The organism is Bifidobacterium eulemuris, assembly GCF_014898155.1.
Taxonomy (GTDB): Bacteria; Actinomycetota; Actinomycetes; order Actinomycetales; family Bifidobacteriaceae; genus Bifidobacterium; species Bifidobacterium eulemuris.
This window is the reverse complement of the sequence record NZ_CP062938.1, coordinates 1,131,291-1,147,334: the sequence shown is the minus strand read 5'-3', so window position 1 is coordinate 1,147,334 and position 16,044 is coordinate 1,131,291. Positions and strand designations below refer to the sequence as shown.

The window sequence follows — 16,044 nt, the reverse complement described above, 5'->3', positions numbered from 1 at the left end:
CCGGTTCGCGTATATCTTCGTGGGGAGGGGGCTTGTTACGTTGGGAATTGGATTGTGCTGCATGCCGTTGTTCATGCAGGGAAGAGCAGAGGTTTAATGATGGTGGAAGCGTTGCGAAGGTCCGCTGAGAAGGCCGCGTTGTTCGCGTTATTGATGGTGTTCACCACCCTTGCCGTGGTGTTCGCCTTGGGCATGTTCCCGGCTCAGGCCCAAGCGCAGGAGCAGCCTGTGGTCGTGGGTGCGTTTACGCTGTCCACCACCGACGAGGGGGGTTTGGTTGAAGACACCGACTACACATACAAAGACGGCACACTGACCATCACCACCGAGAAGCCTGTGACGGTGGGCATGTCCGATGCGGCGAAGGAGACGATCGAGTACACGGACGACAAGGGCAAGTCCCAGTCGGTCTTCAACGGCACCACGACGGACACGATCGTCGTGGCTGCGGACGCGGACAAGACCGCGAACGTGACCTTCGACAACGTGGCAATCGATCGGAGCGCTATCGAAGGGTCGGCCGCCGTGCGGGTGTCTTCGGGGTCGTTGAACCTCACGCTTAAGAACGTGAACGTACTCAAGAGCGGGCTGTATTGCGCAGGTCTGCAGAGCGAGGGGCGGTTGCTGTCCATCTCCGGCGAAGAGGATGGTTTCCTCAGCGCGACGGGCGGCCGTCTTGCTGCTGGTGTTGGAGGTGGCAGTACTGACGCTCCGGTCAGTGTTGTGATTTCGGGCGGTACGGTCGTCGCGACGGGCGGTGTTTATGGTGGTGCCGGTGTTGGTGGCGGATACGGTGCTCGTGCTCAGGTCGATGTCGAGATTTCAGGTGGCGTGGTCATCGCAACGGGCGGTGAGAATGGTGCTGGTGTTGGCGGCGGATATGGTTCTCGAGATTCGGTCGGTGTCGAGATTTCGGGCGGTACGGTCGTTGCGACGGGCGGCGGCTATGCTGCTGGTATTGGCGGCGGATCATGGTCTAACGATTCGATTGATGTTAGGATTTCTGGCGGTTGGACCACGGCGAAGGCGGGAGGTTACGCTACCGCTATAGGCGACGGCTCCAGTTGCAAGGTTCATGCCACTATTACTATCACGGGTGGTCTCTTCGCGGATACGTCGGGTGTTCCCGCGTCGATGACTAAGGTGTATGGTGTGGCTCCGGCCGACGGGTATGTGGTCAAGGCGAATGATGATGCAGCGACTGCGGGTGCCTATCCCGTCAAGGTGGTGAGCCGGACGGGTGATTTCCATGTATCAGGCGGCAAGTATGGCACGGATTACACGTATAGCGACGCCGGTCATGTGTTGACCATCAAGACGGCTGCGGCGTTGACGGTGAGCATGTCGTCCCAGGCAGATGATCAGGTCTCGTATAAGAATCCCACCGACGAGGCCAATCCCGATGCGGAGCTTACAATTCCCAACGGCACCAAGCAGGATCGCATCGTCGTGAACATGGATGATGCATCCGCCATCGCGAACGTGACCTTTGATGGCGTGGCGATTGACCGGCGCGACGATTATAGCGGCGGAGACAGTGCGGCCGCCGTGCGGGCGCAGTCGGGTTCGTTGGATCTCACACTCAAGGGCGATAGCGTGCTTAAGAGCGGCACGAATTGCGCCGGTTTGCAGACTGAGGGACGGTCGTTGTCCATTTCCGGTGATGGCTTCCTCAGCGTGACGGGTGGCTCGGGTGCTGCTGGTGTTGGCGGTGGAAACCATACTTCCGCTGCGGTCAGTGTTGTGATTTCGGGTGGTACGGTCGTCGCGACGGGCGGCGGCTATGCTGCTGGTGTTGGCGGTGGCTGGCAAGCTTCTGCTGCGGTCAGTGTTGTGATTTCGGGTGGTACGGTCGTCGCGAAGGGCGACAGCTATGCTGCTGGCATTGGTGGCGGCGACCATACTTCCGATTCTGGTTCGGTCGATGTTGTGGTTTCGGGTGGTACGGTCGTCGCGAGGGGTGACCATGCGGGTGCCGGTATCGGCGGCGGATTCTGTGCTTCTGGTTCGGTCGATGTTGTGGTTTCGGGTGGTACGGTCACCTCGACGGGCGGCTGGGGTGCTGCTGGTGTTGGCGGCGGATACTATGCTCGCGGTTCGGTCAGTGTTGAGATTCCAGGTGGTCAAATCACGGCTCAGGCGGGTTCGGCTGATGCTGCCGCTATAGGTGACGGCGCCGATAGGCAGTCGGGCGTTCCTGACGCTGAGGTGTCCATCACGGGTGGTGTGTTCGCGGATAGGACGTCGGATGATCCTTCGTCGGCGACGATGGTGTATCGACAGGTGCCCGCTGATGGTTATCTGGTGTATGCGAATGATGACGAGGATTCGAGTTCGGCGTATCCGTTGGCGGTGGGTCGTGATCCGGTGTTGACGTTCGGGTCTGTTGAGTCGAAGGTGTATGACGGTTCGGCGGTGTCCGTTTCGGCGTCCGTGTTGCAGGATGCGGCCGCTGATGGTGTGGTGGTGTCGTTGCGCTATCGTTCTGCCGATGCGGGTGCGGGTGAGAGCGCGTGGACGGGTGAGGCTCCGTCTTATGCGGGTTCGTATGTGGTCGAGGCGTCGGTTAAGAGCGCGGAGTATAAGGACGGTCCGAAGGGCGCGCGTTGGGCGGCCTCGGTGGTGACGGAGAAGTTCACTATCGATTGCAAGCCGTTGTCGTATCGGGATGTGAGTGTGTCGGGCAAGGTGTATGACGGTACCGTGGACGCTTCGGGGTCGGCCACGCTTGATGATGGCGTGGTGGCGTCCGATGAGGGCAAGGTGTCGTTGGTCGTGTCCGCGGCGTTCGGGGACGCTTCGGCGGGCGAGGGCAAGCCCGTGACGGTTTCGTTGGCTCTTGCGGGCGGCAGGTCTTCCAATTACACGTTGGGTTCAAACGCTACTTATCAGTCCGAGGCGTCGATCTCGAGGCGTCCGGTCGCGGTGGTCGGCGGCAGTGATTCGCTGGTGTATACGGGTGGCGTGTTGTCGGTCGGCTCGTACACGGTCTCCGAGCCGGATGCTGGTACTGGTTTGTTGGACGGTCATGTGTTGTCGGTGTCGTATGAGGCGTCCGGTACGGCCGTTGGCGAGCATGAGGGTAAGTTCGGCGAGCCGTCGGTCACGGCCGGCGGTGAGGATGTCACGTCGAACTATGCGGTGGAGCTCAAGTCGGGCAAGGTGACGGTGGTGCAGTCCTCTGGCACGGTGACGGCCGACTCGTATAAGGGCGATGACAAACAAGCCTCGTTCACGTATGGGGACACGATCACGGTGAGGGCGACGGTGACGGCCACGGGCAATAAGCCGGGTGCTGTGGTGTTCGCCGCTCCGCGTGGTCTGTCGGATGGTTCGGGGTTCGGCTTGTCCGGTTTGTCGGATGGTTCGGGCTCGTCCAGTTTGTCGGATGGTTCGGGTTCGTCCGCGCCGGGCACGGCGGCCCTGTATCTGGGAGATAAGGAGCTGCCCGGTGACGTGGAGGTCACGGACAACCAGGACGGCTCGTATTCGGTCGTGCTCTCCTATGACACGTCGGGCAAGGTGATCTCCGTCGGGAAGGGCCAGTCGTTGACGGTGCGGTTCTCCGGCAACGCCAATGTCGCGGATTGCGAGAAGGCCGTGACGGTCGATCTGAAGGCGAAGCCCGTGGACGTGGCCGTGTCGGGCGACGCGTCCAAGACGTATGACGGTTCGGCCGACGTGTCTGAGGGCCATTCGTTGAAGGTCGACGTGGTGTCCGGTGTGCTCGCCGCGGATGAGGCAAAGGTGTCGGCCACGGCGAAGTATGCGTTCGAGTCCACGAACGCGGGCTCCAAGACGGTCACGGTGTCGGATATCAGGTTGTCCGGTGATTCGTCCGGCTGGTACGCGCTGCCGTCCAAGTTGCCGTCGTCGTATGAGGTGACCGGCATCTCGCCCGCCAAGCTGGTTGTGACGGCCAAGGACGTCGAGGTGTCGTACGGGTCGGATGCCGTGTATTCAGCCACGGCGTCCGGTTGGCTCACCGAACAGGAAGGTGCGGATTTGTCCGGCGCGCTGTTCGACGCGTTGTCCTACATGAGTGATTACAAGAAGGGTTCGCCCGTCACCGAGCAGGGTTACGTGGTCACGCCGAAGTGGGCTTCCGGCAATGCTCCCAAGGAGTTGTCGAACTATGCGGTGGAGTTCGTGTCGGGTAAGGTGACGGTGGTCCGTTCCGCCGGTGTTGTGGAGGATGGCGATATCGACGTCTATGACGGTTCTGAGCAGTCCTCGTCGTTCGCGTATGGCGACACGGTCATAGTGAGGGCCAAGCTTCGTCCCGCGGATGAGACCTCTGGGTCGTCGTTGCCGTCGCGCATGTCGGCCCTGTTGTCGCGCATGTCGGGTCTGGTGGGCTTGTCGGACGATCCCGCGCCTGGCACGGCGGCCCTGTACTACGGCGGGACGAAGCTGACCGATGATAAGAATCCGAAGGACAACGGCGACGGTACGTATTTGGTCGAGTTGCCGTACGACACGGCGCGCAGGCTCGTGCCCACCGGTGTTCAGACGTTGACGGTGCGCTTCTCCCAGGATGGCAACCTGTCTGACGTGAAGGCTTCCGTGTCGATCACGCTCGAGAAGCTCACGTTGACTGCCAAGGTATCGGGCGACGCGTCCAAATCGTATGACGGGACGACCGCCGTGCCCGCGGAGCATACGCTGGGAATCAGCTTGTCTGGCGTGCTTGAGGGTGACGACGTGTCGGCTTCGGCGGCGGAGTTCGCGTTCCAATCCGCTACCGCGGGCGTCAGGACGGTGAAGGCGTCCGGGGTCGCCTTGTCAGGGAAGGACGCCGGCTGGTATGCGTTGGAGTCCACGGAGCTGACCGGTACGGTCGAGTCCGGCATCGGCGCGGCCGAATTGACCGAATCCATGCTCACCGTGGACTCGAATGGCCTGGGCTATACCGGAGCCGAGTTGAAGCCCGCGGTGACGGGTGTGGGCGCGGACGGCAAGGCGCTGGTCGAGGGCGTGGACTTCACGGTCTCGTATAAGAACAATACGAACGCGGGCGAGAAGACCGCGGTCGCGAGGGTGACGGGCATGGGCAACTACACGGGCGAGGTCGAACTGCGGTTCTCGATCGCCAAGGCCCAGGGCGTGTTGACCTTGACGCCAGACGCCGGCCAGTCCGCGACCTATGGCGACGCCGGGTTCACGCTGACGGCCAAGTCAAACAGCGGCGGCGTGGTGTCGTTCTCGTCGAGCGATACGGGCGTGGCGGCGGTGGATGCGGACGGTAACGTGTCGATTGTGGGCGCGGGTTCGGCGACGATCACCGCCAGTCTGGCCGCGACTCAGAACTATACGGGCGCGTCCGCGTCGGTGTCGGTGACGGTGGCCAAGAGCGGTGACGCGTTCACGCTCGACCAGGTGGCGTTCTCCAAGATGTACGGCGACGGGGAGTTCACGCTTGCGCCGTTCGCGTCCATCGGCGCGGGCGCGATCAGCTACGCGTCTTCTAATGAGGCCGTGGCGACGGTCGACGAGACGGGCCGCGTGAGCGTCACAGGCGCGGGCGAGGCGGTCCTGACCGTTAGTTCCGAGGCAAGCACGAATTTCGAGGCGAAGAGCGTCGAGGTCGCGTTGAGCGTGCTTCCGCGTCCCGTGAGCGTCTTGTGGGATGCCGTGACTTCGTTCGCATACGATGGGACGGCCCATGTTCCTGCGGCGTCGGTGTCGAATCTCGTGGAGGGCGACGACTGCGTGCTGACGGTCACGGGCGCGCAGACCGAAGTCGGTTCGTACACCGCGACGGTGACCGGCGCGTCCAATGCGAACTACACGGTGGAGGGCGTGGCGAACCTGAGCCAGGGCTTCTCAATCACGCCGGCGTCAATCTCGTATACGGTCGAGGACCGGACCGTGAAGGCGGGGGCGACTCTCGCCGATCTGGGCGTGGCCGCTTCGGGTGTGGGCGTGACCTTGCCGGACGGCACGGTCGAAGCGGTGCCGGGTACGCTCGCCTGGTACGCGGACGCCGAGCACACGATTCCGCTCGACACCACGCACGCGCTGCGTTCCATGGACGGCGCTCCGATCTCGTTGTGGTGGACGTTCACCCCGAGCGCGGATGTTTCGAACTATACGGGTGAGACGTCTGGCGTGGTGACGGTTTCGGTCGAGTCTGTGTCGACGGATGCCGGTGTGGTTGTGAATCCGGACGGTTCGGCGAGTCTGCCCGATGATAAGGGCGTGGTCGCGCCGGGCGGCGATGAGCCGGTCGTGGTGAACCCGGATGGTTCCATCACGCTGCCTGAGGGTGGAACGTTCACTCCGAAGCCTGATATCGCCGGTGGGGAGAGCGGTGTGGAGGTCGTGGTGCCCGCGGGTGGCATCATCCGTCCGGATGGGACCGTGGTTGACAAGGACGGCGGTACCGTGTGGACTCCCGCCATCGAGGAACCGGAGAACCCCGAGAATCCGGACAATCCGGGCGATAATCCGGAGGATCCAGGCGACGATTCGGGTGATTCGGACGAAAAGCCGGACGGCGACCCCGATAATCCGGACAACTCGGGCGGCGGTGACAACGCCGGTTCGGACGGCGATCAGAACGACGGTTCGGACGACAAGAAGGACGATGGCTCGGACGGCAAGAAGAACGGCGGTTCGGACGACAAGAAGTCGGAGGAACTGTCCGAGAGCGGGATCGGCCTGGCCGCGCCCCTGATGGCCGTGGGCGTTCTGATGGTTCTCGGTCTGGCTGGGGCCGTTCTGCGGCGGAGGGTTTGAGATCCCTCGACTCCGGCTGCGCCTCCGCTCGGGATGACGTAGTGGGAAAGGCTGCGCCTCCGCTCGGGATGACGACAATATGTCATGCTGAGCGGAGTGGAACGGAGTCGAAGCATCTCAGAAGGACGCAGTGACAGGGGCGGCGCTCACTGCGTTTGCTCCGTCCAGAATGACAGGAGATGCTATTCAAAGAGGGCGAAGTCGCCGGTGGGGTAGCCGAGCTGGAAGGCCTGATAGGCGTGCTGGGCCACCAGATCCGCCAGTATGGCCGCGCTTTCGGCGTCCGTGCCCGACCAGGCCGCGGCTTCGGTGCGCGCGCAATCCATTTCGACCGCGGCCACCACCGGGACCTCCAATCCGGTGGCGGAATCCGTCACGGTGCCGGAATCGCCGATCAGCGCGTCGATGGCATACGCCTTTTGCCGGGGATCGGCGTCGGAATTCGGCTCCACACCTGCCAAAGACACCAGCTGCTGCGCCGTGGTCTTATGGTTGTCGCTGGTGGCGAGGTCCGCATCCGATATGCCCCGCGCGGCAAGCACCTCCACGGCGAATCCGGCGCGATCCTCCGCCTGCGCCATGGTGAGCAGCGCCTGCGCATCCACAGCCAGGGAATCCACACCGTCGAGACGGGCGATCCGTGTCTGCTGCGAATCATCCTGCCCCAACTTCGCAGCCAGAGACGTCTGAACCAGTTCGGCACGTGCGCTGAACATCGCACCCTCGCCGAATCGCTCCGGGCATTGCGCGGCCACCTCAAGCCAAGCGGAGGGGAGGGTAAGCGAGGCGATATAGCGCGCCAGCAAAGGCTCGCCGCCATCCCCATCCACCGTCGAGGCGAGCGAAGACGCGTCCACATACGCGCTTTCGCACGCGCTCATCTCCTGCTCCGCTTCGGCGCGGCCCGCAAGACGCGGCGCATCGCATGCGGTAAGCGACGCCGTCAACCCCACGGCCGCCAGCAGTGCGACGGCACGCGTGGCCCACGGCGCGTAAGGGGGGTGGGCATGCTGGAACCGGTGACGTGTCTGCATACGAAACTACACTAATAGTTGACTGTGACCATATGGGCCAAGCGCTCGGATAATAACTTCATAGGAGGTCGGACCGATGGAACTTGATCTGACAGGAATGCACAAACTCGCCGCCGAGCAGGGAATCGAACCCGAGACGCTGGATGACGCACTGGCCGAGGCCTTGCGCCTCGCCTATCTGAAAACCCCACACGCCGCCAAGCACGCCCGCGTCGAGCTGGACGAGCGTTCGGGCAGCTTCACCGTATGGGCCGTGGACGAGATCCGTCAGGAGCCCACCGAGGACGATCCGCACCCCGCGCCCACGTTCAGCGAGGAATATGACGACACTCCGCGCGATTTCGGCCGTCTCGCCGCCGCCACCGCGCGCCAGGTCATCAGCCAGCTGTTCCGCAAGGCCGAGGACGACAAGGTGTTCGGCGCGTTCTCCGGCCAGAAGGGCAAGCTCATCACCGGCGTCATCCAGCAGGACGTCTCCGATCCGACGAACGTGCATGTGGCCATCGGCGATGTGGAGGCCATTCTGCCCCGCCGCGAGCAGGTGCCGGGCGAGCGTTACCGCCATGGCGAGCGTCTGCGCGTGTACGTGGTGAACGTGGCCCGCGGACTGAAGGGCCCGGAGATCGTGGTCTCCCGCTCCCACCCCGAACTGGTGCGTAGGCTGTTCGAGCGCGAGGTGCCGGAGCTGGTGTCGGGCGCGGTGTCGATTATGGCCATCGCCCGCGAGGCCGGCGCGCGCACGAAGCTCGCGGTGAAGGCCAACACCGAAGGCGTGAACCCCAAGGGCGCGCTGATCGGCCCCGGCGGCGCGCGCGTGCGTGCCGTGATGGAGAATCTGGGACCGGAGAAGATCGACATCGTCGACTGGTCCGAGGATCCCGCCAAGTTCGTGGCCGCCGCGCTCAGCCCGGCCGTGGCCACCGGCGTGCAGGTGATCAGCGAGAAGAACAAAACCGCCATCGCGTTCATCCACGACGACCAGCTGTCGCTGGCCATCGGCAAGGAGGGGCAGAACGCGCGTCTGGCCGCCAAGCTCACCGGCTGGAAGATCGGCATCGAATCCGCCGAAGCCCACGCGCAAAAGGCCGCGGAGAACACCGAAAACGCGCCGAGCGCGGAATAACCCATACCTGAACATCGTGCCGTTGGATGGCATGCGGCTCGCTTCGAGCGGCGACATCCAGCGGCACGAGTATGCTTGACTTTCGATGCGGGCAGGCGCACGACGCGCCGTCATGCCCCGCGAAGAGACGAGGTAACACGATCATGGTCGCACGATGAGACAGGGTAGGCTTGCCATCATCACAGACTGACCACGCCCAATCACGCGTGGTCTCAGATAGGAGTAATTAGTGGCGAAACCACGCGTATACGAATTGGCCAAGGATTTGAACGTCGACAGCAAGGCCGTTCTCGAAAAGCTCAAGGACATGGGCGAGTTCGTGAAATCCGCTTCCTCGACGGTGGAGCCCCCGGTGGCCCGCCGTCTTAAGGCCGCATTCGCCAAGTCCGAATCCGGCGAGGCCCAGTCCGCGCCGAAGGCCCAGGCCTCCGCCCCGGCCAGCAAGCCGGTGGCGAAGCCTGCCGCGAAGCCGGCGACACCCGCTCCGGCGGCTCCCAAGCCCGCCGCGGCCACGACCGCGACTCCGGCTCCGGCCCAGGCAACCCCGGCTCCGGCAGCCCCGGCTCCGGCTCAGACGCCGACGCCGGCCGCTCCGGCCAAGCCGGCCGCCAAGCCGCAACAGGATTCCAATCAGCAGCGCACCGCGCGTCCGGGACAGTCCCGCAACGGCGGTGCCTCCAATGGCGGCGCCCGTCCGCAGGCTCCCAACGCCCGACCCGCCGCGCCCACGCCCAACGGCGGCGCCTCCGGTGCGTCCGGCTCCGGCGCGCGTCCCCACACCCCCGGTCCCCGTCCGGGCAATAATCCGTTCAGCCGTAAGCAGGGCATGCGCACGCCGACCCCCGGCGATATCCCGCGCCCGCATCCGATGGCCCGTCCGAATGTCGAAGGTGGCCGTGGCGGACGTCCCGGTCGTCCCGGTCAGGGCGGCCAGCAGGGCGGCGGCGCTCGCGGAGGCTTCCGCGGCGGTCGTCCCGGTCAGGGCGGCGCGCAGGGCGCGCGTCCGGGCCAGTGGGGACACAGCCGTCCCGGTCAGGGCGGCCAGCAGGGTGGTGCCCAGGGCGGCTTCCGTCAGGGGCGTCCCGGTCAGGGCGGCGGCCAGCAGGGCGGCAACAACTTCCAGGGCGGCGGCGCGCCGAGCAACGGTCCCGCACGTGGCGGCGGCCGCGGTCGCGGCGGCGCGGCCGGCGCATTCGGCCGTCAGGGCGGCAAGTCCTCGAAGGCGCGTAAGAACCGTCTGGCGAAGCGTCAGGAGTTCGAGGAGCTGAAAGCACCGACCATCGGCGGTGTGCGCATCCCCAACGGCGGCGGCCAGACCGTGCGCCTGCGTCAGGGTGCCACGTTGGCCGATCTGGCGGAGAAGATCAACGTCAATCAGGCCGCGCTGGTGACCGTGCTCTTCCACTTGGGCGAGATGGCCACGGCCACGCAGTCCCTCGACGAGGCGACCTTCCAGATTCTGGGCGACGAGATCGGCTGGAACATCAAACTCGTCTCCGCCGAGGAAGAAGACAAGGAGCTGCTTCAGCAGTTCGACATCAACCTCGACGAGGAAGAACTGCAGGACGACGAGGATCTTCAGCCGCGTCCGCCGGTCGTCACCGTTATGGGCCATGTCGACCACGGTAAGACCCGACTGCTCGACACCATCCGCCGCACCAACGTCATCGCACGCGAGGCCGGCGGCATCACCCAGCGCATCGGCGCCTACCAGGTGACGGTGGAGCTGGAGGGCGAGCCGCGCAAGATCACCTTCCTCGATACCCCGGGCCACGAGGCGTTCACCGCCATGCGTGCCCGCGGTGCCGAACTCACCGACGTCGCGATCCTCGTGGTCGCCGCCGACGATGGTGTGATGCCCCAGACCGTGGAAGCCATCAACCACGCGCAGGCGGCCCATGTGCCGATCGTCGTGGCGGTCAACAAAATCGATGTGTCGGGCGCCAACCCCGACAAGGTGCGCGGTCAGCTCACCGAATTCGGCCTCGTGCCGGAGGAGTACGGCGGCGACACCATGTTCGTCGACATCTCCGCCAAGCAGGGGCTGAACGTCGACAAGCTGCTCGAAGCGGTGCTGCTCACCGCCGACGCCGAACTCGACCTGAGGGCCAACCCGGATATGGACGCCCGCGGTGCCACCGTGGAAGCCCGACTCGACAAGGGCCGCGGTGCCGTGGCCACCGTGCTCGTGCAGTCCGGTACGCTCCACGTGGGCGACGCCATCGTGGCCGGCACCTCGTACGGCCGCGTGCGCGCCATGCTCGACGAGAACGGCAACCCGATGAAGGAGGCCGTGCCCTCCAGCCCGGTGCAGGTGCTCGGTCTGACCTCCGTGCCGACCGCAGGCGACCTGTTCCTCGTGGCTTCGGACGACCGCGCCGCCCGCCAGATCGCCGAGAAGCGTCAGGCCACCGAGCGCGCCGCCCAGCTGGCCAAGCGCCGCAAGGTCGTCTCGCTCGAGGACTTCAAGAAGAAGCTCGCCGAGTCCGAGGTCGATATGCTCAACATCGTCATCAAGGGCGATTCCTCCGGCTCCGTCGAGGCGCTCGAGGACTCCCTGATGAAGATCGAGGTGTCCGACGAGGTCGGCATCCAGGTCATCCACCGCGGCGTCGGCGCGATCACCCAGAACGACGTCAACCTCGCCACGGTCGACAAGGCCGTCATCATCGGCTTCAACGTGCGTCCGAACCGTCAGGTCGCCGACCTGGCCGAGCGCGAGGGCGTGGAGATCAAGTACTACTCGATCATCTACAAGGCCATCGAAGACATCGAGGCCTCCCTCAAGGGCATGCTCAAGCCGGAATACGAAGAGGTCACCACTTCGCACTCCGAGATCCGCGAGATCTTCCGCTCCTCCAAGTTCGGCAACATCGCCGGCGTGCTGGTGCAGGACGGCGAGGTCAAGCGCGGAACGAAGTGCCGCATCCTGCGCAACGGCGTGGCCACGGTCAACGACCTGGAGATCTCTTCGCTGCGCCGCTTCAAGGACGACGTCACCTCCGTCAAGGAAGGCTACGAGGCCGGTATCAACCTCGGCTCCTTCAACGACATCGAGATCGGCGACATCATCGAGACCTTCGAGATGCGCGAGGTCGAACGCAAGTAGCGCGACCAACCAGTGGGATATGACGGCAACGCCCGCCCCCGGCTTTCGGAGGCGGGCGTTCCCGCGTCTATGGCACAATAACGGATAGCAACGGATAGTGAAGCGGATGCTTCCCCACGGAACGGGCCGACGCACGCGAACCGCCGCGATACGGCGGCGGACATGCGGCGCTCCGGGAACACTCCGCGACACGAACAAGACCCAAGGAATGGACTTATGGCAGGAACGAACCCCCGCGCGGCGCGTATCGCCGCCCTGATTCAGCGCGTGATCGCCTCGTCGATGGAGGCGCAGCTGCATGACAAGCGTCTGGCGAACGTCACCATAACCGAAGTGCGCGTCACCAACGATCTGCAGATCGCCAAAGTGTATTGGACCCAGCTCGGCCATGCCGGCAAAGAGGAGGGCGAGCGCAAACGCGCCCAGCAGGCCCTCAACCAGGCCAGCGGCCGTCTGCGCTCGCTGGTCGGCGTCAAGGCAGGCCTGCGTCTGACCCCGCAACTGCAGTTCGTCTACGACGAGGTGCCTGGCGAGGCGCATGAGATCGAGGACATTCTCGCCATCGCGCGCAAACGCGACGAGGAGCTCGCCAAGGCGCGCGCCACCGCCCAGTACGCCGGCGACGCCGATCCGTACAAGCATGCGGATGAGGATGCCGACGATGTCGACGACGAATACGACGACGATGACGATGACGATGACGATTGGGACGACGAGGAGGATTTCGAGGTCGAGGACTTCGATGCGGACGACTCCGCCGACACGGACGACTCCGGCGACTCCGATGACGTCGCCGACGCCGACCGTACCGAGTGACGTCGATGACATCGAATGGCTCCACTGCGGCCGGCGGTCTGCTGATCATCGACAAGCCGCAAGGCGTGACCAGCTTCGATGCGGTCGCCGCCGTGCGCGCCGCATTGCATACCAAGAAGGTCGGCCATGCGGGCACGCTGGATCCGATGGCCACCGGCATGCTCGTCATCGGATTCGGCAATGCCACCAGACTGCTGACCGCGATCGTCGAACACGATAAAAGCTATGAGGCCACGATCCGCCTCGGTCAGCGCACCACCACCGACGACGCCGAAGGCGAACTCATCGAACCGGAAGGCGGCGCGGTGGGCACGGCCGACGTGGCGAACCGAGTGGACGCTCTAAGCCGTGAGCTGATCGAAGAGACCATCCGCGAACATTTCACCGGTGACATCGAACAGGTGCCCAACAGTTTCTCCGCCATCAAGATCAACGGCCAACGCGCCTATGATCTGGCCCGCGAAGGCAAGACTGTCGAGCTTAAAGCCCGACCCGTCACCATCGGTGAATTCACTGTGCTCGGTATGCGTTCCGATACCGCCGTCGATGGAGGTTCCGACGCTTCGATGCCCGTGGTCGATGTGGACGTGCGCGTGAGCTGCTCGTCCGGCACCTATATCCGCGCGTTGGCCCGCGACCTCGGGGAACGGCTCGGCGTGGGCGGCCATCTGACCCGGCTTCGGCGCACCCGCGTCGGGCGTTTCGACTTCGCCGATGAGGCCGTCGCACGACGCGCCATCGGCGCGCATGCCGAATCGTACAGCTTCACCAACCGCGAAGGCGAAACCGTCACGCGTAACAAATGCATGCTCGATACGCCCGAGCTCGCCGGCGACCAACGCCGCGAATGGCTGCTGAGCCGCGCGTTGAACATGGCCGAAGCGGTGCGCGGTGCCATGCCGGTGATGGAGATCACCGCCGAAGAGGCCGCCGAACTACGGTTCGGCCGGCGCATCCACCGCCATCTCGAGACGGACCAGGCCGCCGCCGTGGTGGCCGACACCCAGGACGTGGTCGCGCTGATCGCCCCGGCCAACAGCACCCAGGTCAAACCCGTCACCGTATTCGCCGCCGCCTAGGCCGCCGTGCGCGGCTGCTGCTACAGTGGACGGCGGTTTTGTGAGACGGTAGAACACGCACAACACGAGGAAACGCTATGGATATCACCAGATTGACGCCGGATGAGCAAGGTATGGTCGAATGGCCCACCCTAAGCGAGGACCGCAAGGCCGTGGTCAGCGTCGGCGTGTTCGACGGCTTCCATCTCGGCCATCGCGCCGTCATCTCGCGCGTGGTGGAACTGGCCCGGCAGAACGACGCCTTCGCCGTGGTGGTGATGTTCGACCCGCGCCCCGGCCTGGTGCACCGCTACGCCAAAACCCATAACGGCGAGGACCCCGCCGCCGACGTTCCCGACACCGAAGCGCTGACCGATGCGGACGAGCGTCTGCGTTTCATGGAGGAGCTCGGCGTCGACCATGTGATGGTCGTGCGCTACACGTTGGCTTTCGCCGCGAAATCCTATCGCTTCTTCCTCGGCCAGATGGTCGGCAAGCTCGGCATGCGCGCGCTGGTACTCGGCTCCGATGCCGCCATGGGCAACAATCGCGAAGGCGATGTGCGTGCGATCGCGAATCTCGCGGCCGCCACCGGAGTGTTCGAACTGGAGGTGGTGGACGACCGCGGCCCGGGCGAGACCCGCGTGCCGCCGAACGCCCAGCCGATTGCCCCCGAAGGCTGGGGGGAACCCGCCGATCCGTTCGAGTCCATGAGCAAGGCCGAACGCCGCGCGTGGAGTAAAAAACACCAGGCCAAGGCCGTGCGCGTATGGAGTTCCACCAACGTGCGCTATCTGCTTTCGCAAGGGCGCGTCAAGGACGCCAATGCGATTCTGGGGCATGCGCACGCCATCGAAGGTACCGTGGTGCATGGCGAGGAACGCGGGCGCTCCATCGGATTCCCCACCGCGAATCTGGGCGACGACGTGACCGGCTATCTGCCGGTGGACGGCGTGTACGCCGGCTGGCTGGCGGATGGCGACCGACGTTGGCCCGCCGCCATCTCCATCGGCACCAAGCCCACCTTCAGCGAGAAAACCGGATTGCAGGAGCGCGTGGTCGAAGCCTATGCGCTCGCCGACGAGTGGCTGGACCTCTACGGGCACCATGTGCGCGTGGAATTCGTGGGATTCCTGCGCCCGCAGGTCAAATTCGACGGGCCGGACGAGCTGGCCGCCGAACTGAAGCGCAACGTCGAGGAGACGAAGCGCCTCACCGCTTGATTGCGGCGGCGAGTGAGATCCCTCGACTGCGCTGCGCTCCGCTCGGGATGACGAGGGATCTCAGCTCGGGATGCGTATTGTCGTCATGCTGAGCGAAGCGCAGCGGAGTCGAAGCATCTCTGCCTCGCATGCCGGGTAGGATATCAGTGGCGGAAGTGGGAGAAGAACTCCTTGGTCTGCGGATCCTGCGATTCGTCCATCACCTCGCGCGGAGTTCCGTTTTCGGCGATGACGCCGCCGCGCAGCAGCACCACCCTGTCGGCCGCGTCATGGGCGAAGCTCATCTCGTGCGTGGCCATCAGAATCGTGGTGCCCTGGCTTTTGAGCTCGGCCACCATGGTGAGCACCTCGCCCACCAGCATCGGGTCGAGCGCGGAGGTGATCTCGTCAAGCAGCAGCAATTCGGGATCGGTCATCAGAGCGCGGGCGATGGCCACGCGCTGCTGCTGGCCTCCGGAGAGCTGGTCGGGATAGGCGCCCGCCTTGGCGCGCATGCCGATGCGGTCGAGCAGTTCCAGCGCGCGGGCCTCGGCACGGTCCTTATCCCAATGGTGCACTTTGCGCGCGGCCAGCGTCACGTTTTTGATCACCGACATATGCGGGAACAGGTTGAACTGCTGGAACACCACGCCGATGCGCGCGCGCAGCTTGTCCTGATCGGCGCGTGGATCGGTGATGTCGGTGTCGCCCAGCCAGATCTGACCGTCGTCGACGCGCTCAAGCAGGTTCACGCATTTCATCAGCGTGGATTTGCCCGAACCTGAAGGGCCGAGCAGCGCCACGACCTCATGGCGTCGCACCTCGAAGGAGATGCCTTTGAGCACCTGCGTGGAGCCGAAGGACTTGCGGATGCCATCCAAACGCAGCACCGCGGGCGCGTCGGCTTGCGCGGGCGCGTTCTCGGTGGTGGCGGGGATTCCGGTCGCCATGGGATTCATCG

8 protein-coding genes are annotated in these 16,044 nt (G+C 64.7%); 6 read left to right on the top strand and 2 right to left on the bottom strand.

Annotated features, from left to right (window positions below):
* Positions 1-111 precede the first annotated feature (111 nt).
* On the top strand, positions 112-6,741 hold the full coding sequence (locus BE0216_RS05145) for a YDG domain-containing protein (RefSeq protein WP_193042834.1): 6,630 nt from the start codon (positions 112-114) through the stop codon (positions 6,739-6,741).
* 182 nt (positions 6,742-6,923) lie between these two features.
* Here the strand turns inward: BE0216_RS05145 and BE0216_RS05140 are convergent, their stop codons facing one another.
* On the bottom strand, positions 6,924-7,775 hold the full coding sequence (locus BE0216_RS05140) for a hypothetical protein (protein ID WP_226805707.1): 852 nt from the start codon (positions 7,773-7,775) through the stop codon (positions 6,924-6,926).
* 76 nt (positions 7,776-7,851) lie between these two features.
* On the opposite strand from BE0216_RS05140, the gene nusA reads away from it, so the two are divergent.
* From nusA to ribF, 5 genes are all read left to right on the top strand, one after another.
* Complete coding sequence (nusA, locus tag BE0216_RS05135; RefSeq protein ID WP_094636637.1) at positions 7,852-8,898, top strand: transcription termination factor NusA; 1,047 nt, start codon at positions 7,852-7,854, stop codon at positions 8,896-8,898.
* Positions 8,899-9,127: 229 nt separating this feature from the next.
* Complete coding sequence (infB, locus tag BE0216_RS05130; protein WP_094636638.1) at positions 9,128-12,007, top strand: translation initiation factor IF-2; 2,880 nt, start codon at positions 9,128-9,130, stop codon at positions 12,005-12,007.
* 216 nt (positions 12,008-12,223) lie between these two features.
* Positions 12,224-12,823: a 30S ribosome-binding factor RbfA gene (gene rbfA, locus BE0216_RS05125; protein WP_094636639.1), complete on the top strand. Its 600-nt coding sequence runs from the start codon at positions 12,224-12,226 to the stop codon at positions 12,821-12,823.
* A 5-nt stretch (positions 12,824-12,828) separates the two neighbouring features.
* Positions 12,829-13,902 carry a tRNA pseudouridine(55) synthase TruB gene (gene truB / locus BE0216_RS05120; RefSeq protein WP_094636640.1) on the top strand — a complete coding sequence of 358 codons (1,074 nt, stop codon included), beginning with the start codon at positions 12,829-12,831 and terminating at the stop codon, positions 13,900-13,902.
* 77 nt (positions 13,903-13,979) lie between these two features.
* A complete protein-coding gene (gene ribF, locus BE0216_RS05115; protein ID WP_094636641.1) occupies positions 13,980-15,104 on the top strand; it encodes a bifunctional riboflavin kinase/FMN adenylyltransferase in 1,125 nt (374 codons plus the stop codon).
* A 143-nt stretch (positions 15,105-15,247) separates the two neighbouring features.
* Here the strand turns inward: ribF and BE0216_RS05110 are convergent, their stop codons facing one another.
* On the bottom strand, positions 15,248-16,033 hold the full coding sequence (locus BE0216_RS05110) for an amino acid ABC transporter ATP-binding protein (RefSeq protein WP_094636921.1): 786 nt from the start codon (positions 16,031-16,033) through the stop codon (positions 15,248-15,250).
* Between the last annotated feature and the right edge of the window lie 11 nt (positions 16,034-16,044).

Bases quoted from the DNA above. Each gene is read 5' to 3' on its own strand.
- BE0216_RS05140 (WP_226805707.1), bottom strand. From the start codon at position 7,775: ATGCAGACACGTCACCGGTTCCAGCATGCCCACCCCCCTTACGCGCCG.
- nusA (WP_094636637.1), top strand. From the start codon at position 7,852: ATGGAACTTGATCTGACAGGAATGCACAAACTCGCCGCCGAGCAGGGA.
- rbfA (WP_094636639.1), top strand. From the start codon at position 12,224: ATGGCAGGAACGAACCCCCGCGCGGCGCGTATCGCCGCCCTGATTCAG.
- truB (WP_094636640.1), top strand. From the start codon at position 12,829: ATGACATCGAATGGCTCCACTGCGGCCGGCGGTCTGCTGATCATCGAC.
- ribF (WP_094636641.1), top strand. From the start codon at position 13,980: ATGGATATCACCAGATTGACGCCGGATGAGCAAGGTATGGTCGAATGG.
- BE0216_RS05110 (WP_094636921.1), bottom strand. From the start codon at position 16,033: ATGGCGACCGGAATCCCCGCCACCACCGAGAACGCGCCCGCGCAAGCC.